2 protein-coding genes are annotated in these 3,441 nt (G+C 29.6%); both read right to left on the bottom strand.

The genetic code is table 11. The annotated features are described in order from the left end of the window. Window positions 1-1,856, bottom strand: a 1,856-nt coding sequence (locus OYV_RS02175; protein ID WP_042068077.1) for a class Ib ribonucleoside-diphosphate reductase assembly flavoprotein NrdI, incomplete at its 3' end; no start/stop codon positions are given. 754 nt (window positions 1,857-2,610) lie between these two features. After that, window positions 2,611-3,105 carry a hypothetical protein gene (locus OYV_RS02170; protein ID WP_011160428.1) on the bottom strand — a complete coding sequence of 165 codons (495 nt, stop codon included), beginning with the start codon at window positions 3,103-3,105 and terminating at the stop codon, window positions 2,611-2,613. Window positions 3,106-3,441 lie beyond the last annotated feature (336 nt).

The raw sequence follows: 3,441 nt of genomic DNA, 5'->3' as shown, positions 1-3,441 counted from the left end.
TGATGACCCATAATTCCAAAACCTACACTGCGGTTAATAAAATTAGCTTTGGCAACAGCTGGCACATAACTAATGTTAGTGTTTTCAGAAACACAATTCATTACTTCCATCGCCATAAAAACAGTTTCTTGAATGGTATTGTTAGTAATCATGTTTCCCATGTGTCCTGATGCTAGATTGCATGAAACGTCCATACCAATTTCGTCTTGTTGGGTTTGATGGTAATCTTTGTAATGTGAAGTGATAGTAGGTTGGAGGATTTCAGTACATAAATTAGAAAACTTGACTTTCAGATCGGAAGTGTTTGCTTGATTGGTGTTGTCGCAAAACATTAAGTAAGGATAACCTGATTCGCCTTGCATGTGGGCAATAAGTTCTAAGAGTTGGCGTGGATTGATGGCTTTTTTTTGCACTTTGGGATTGGCAACTAAAATATCGTACCAATAGTCCATATCAACTGCGATGTCAGCAAAATTTTTGCCGTATTCTAAGAAAACAGTGTGCGGGAAAAAGGTATACATAACTTCGTTGTTGCGGGCAAGTTCAATCATTTTATTAGGAACTACAACGCCCAAAGATAAAGTTTTGACACGAACATCCTCATCAGCGCTTAATTTTTTCGTACTTAAAAAATCAATGATATCGGAGTGAAAAACGTTCAAATAAACAGCGCCAGCACCTGTACGTTGTCCCATTTGATCAGCATAACGGAAACTGTGGTCTAATAATTTGCACACACCTACAACACCTTTACACACGCCTTTGATGCCTTTGATAGATTCACCTTTGGCACGCAAATTAGTGATGTTAATCGAAACGCCACCGCCAATTTTGGAAAGTTGCATCGAAAATTCATTAATGCGGGCAATGTCGTTTAAAGAGTCACCAGCTTCTAACAAAAAGCAAGAGACAAATTCGCCACGATGTTTTTTGCCTGTGTTGAGCAAAGTGGGAGTTGCAGGAGTAAAGTCTTGGTTGATTAAGGATACAATGAGGCGTTTGGCAATTTCAAAGTCACCTTTGGCATGATAAAGGGCGTTTACTGACAAGCGGTCTTCGTAGGTTTCTAAATAGTGTTGTTTGTCGCGAGTTTTAAGGGCGTAATCGTGGTAAAATTTGAAAGCTCCCATAAAAGTTGGGAAAGTGAAATTTTTTTGGTAGGCAATTTGGTAGATTTCTTTAATTTGCGAGTGGGTGTATTTTTGCAAAAAAGCACTTTCATAATATTCGTTTTCTTGTAAAAAAGTTAATTTTTCTTGCAAAGTGGCAAAACGTTTTAGTTTGGGCAAAACTCCTTCTTGTAAAAAACTTTGTAAAGCTTCTTTGTCTTTATTGAGGTCTTTGATGTTTCCTTGTTCGTCAATAATTTGATTGTTGAGTGTAATCCAAGGTGGCAAGACGGTTTTTTTTGGGGTGAGTGTTTGAAGTTGTGCTTGCGTTTGGGATTGATAAGAAGGCAATTTTTGGTCGTTACAATAGCAAGCAAGCCATTTTTTTAAAAAAGCTCTTTCTTCTGGCATGCCCGAACCTTCGAATTTGAGAACCAAAGGCACATTGTAAGTAGAAGCGATGGTGTCGCCTGCTTTGCCATAGTTTTTGCCCCAATTTTTATTGCCAGACACAGCAACACCTATTACTTTGGTAGCGTTTTTGTCTAAAAAAGTTTTGGCATCATCAGATACTTGTCCAAATTTCACACTGCGAGTAAGTAAAAAAAAGTTTTCATCGGTTAATTTGGAAAGGGCATCTTGGATATGTTGAAAGGAAAAGTCTAGACTTTGAGCCATTTCATAAACTTGACCTTGCAAGAGACCATCATAAATAACTTTAATTTTTTTGGGAAATAAGGCTGGCATTAAAAACTCCTTTTGCTTCTTTGGCTTTTTTTGTGATTTTTTTTGCAGTTTGATTTAATTCATATTTGCATTTCAATAATGCATTTCAGTTAATTTAATACATGAAAAAGTTAAAATTGTTTGAAATAAGTTAGCTTACTGTCAAATATATTACGTATTTTAAATAATAAATTAAATTTGCATGCATTATATTATTATTCTAATAATATGTATTTTATATTAATATTATATCAAAAGAAAAAAATATAGCGGCATTAAATGGCTTAAAAAACATATTTTAGAAAAGGCTTATTCGTCAAAATAATTCGTCCCAGTATAGAATAAATATTTAAGCTACCAAACTATTTAGGTAATTGAGCAGATGCAAAATGAAAAACAAAGTAAGAAAAACATGAATTTAGGAGGGGATAAAACATGAAAATGGGCTTTTAGAAATACAAGAAAACTCTTTAAAAAAAGACCAACTCAAAAGTTGGTCTTTATATTATTAAAAAATATTAAGTTGTCTAAATAAATGAAACAGTTAGCGTATTTTACTAAATTATCAGCTTGTTTACCAAAGTTTACGGAGTTATCACCTATTCTTTCCAAGCCTAAAAAAACAATTTTAAAATTAAAAAAATAAATAGTAAAAAGATAACCTTTTAAAACTAATAAATTTAATAATAGTTTAATGATTTTAAAAAAACTAAAATCATTAAACTATTATTAAAAAAAAAGCTAAACAGTTGCCTGTTTAGCTTTTTTTTAATTGCTATTCATATTTTTCTTTAATTTTTTTTATTTTATAAAGAATATTGTAACTATTTTTGATTAAATCAATCTTATCAAAAGAAGCGTTTATAATGTTTTCTGAAAATAATTTTTTTTCTTTTAATAAAAAAATAAGAGCATGAAAAAAACAATAACCATCTCCTTTAGTGTCTTCAGGTTTTTGAATAAAAAAATGATAATTGTTATTTTTCATTTTTAAATCAATAGGATTATTATCAAAAAGAAAAGAAGATAACAAATGTTTATCATTAATTATTAAATTAAATTTACGTTTTAATTGTTTACCTAAAAAATCAAGAGTCCCTTGAATTAAAGGAGTACTTGCAGTTCTTAAAGAATAACTTAAAACATCATTTTCAAAAAAAGATGAATCGCCATTGAAAATAAGTAAATATTGTTCTTTAAATTGATCATTTTCTAATCCGTTTACAAATTGATTTAAACCTAAATATGCTAATTTACAGGTTAACTGCAAAGAGTTATTTGGATTTTTAAAACAAGTAAAAGGTTTTTCGCTTTTTGAATTTTTGCAAAATATTATAAAAAAGTAAAAGACCAAAAAAGTAAAACAAATAAAAATGATAATATTTTTATTTATTGTTTGTTTGATTATTAATTTGAATATAAATTCCTTATCTTTTCTTAAACAATAAATAATTTAAGAAAAAAATTGATATGATTTTAAAGATTTTAATTCATAGTTATTATAGCATTTATCTTAAAAAAAATTGCCAAAATTATATTTTTTTCGTAATTTGTTCTTTTAAAAAAAGAATAAAATCTTTAACTTTCATTTCAGTTCTCGTTTTTT

Source organism: 'Chrysanthemum coronarium' phytoplasma, assembly GCF_000744065.1.
GTDB lineage: Bacteria > Bacillota_I > Bacilli_A > Acholeplasmatales > Acholeplasmataceae > Phytoplasma > Phytoplasma asteris.
The sequence above is the reverse complement of the archived record's forward strand: the minus strand, read 5'-3'. Positions and strand labels throughout refer to the sequence as shown.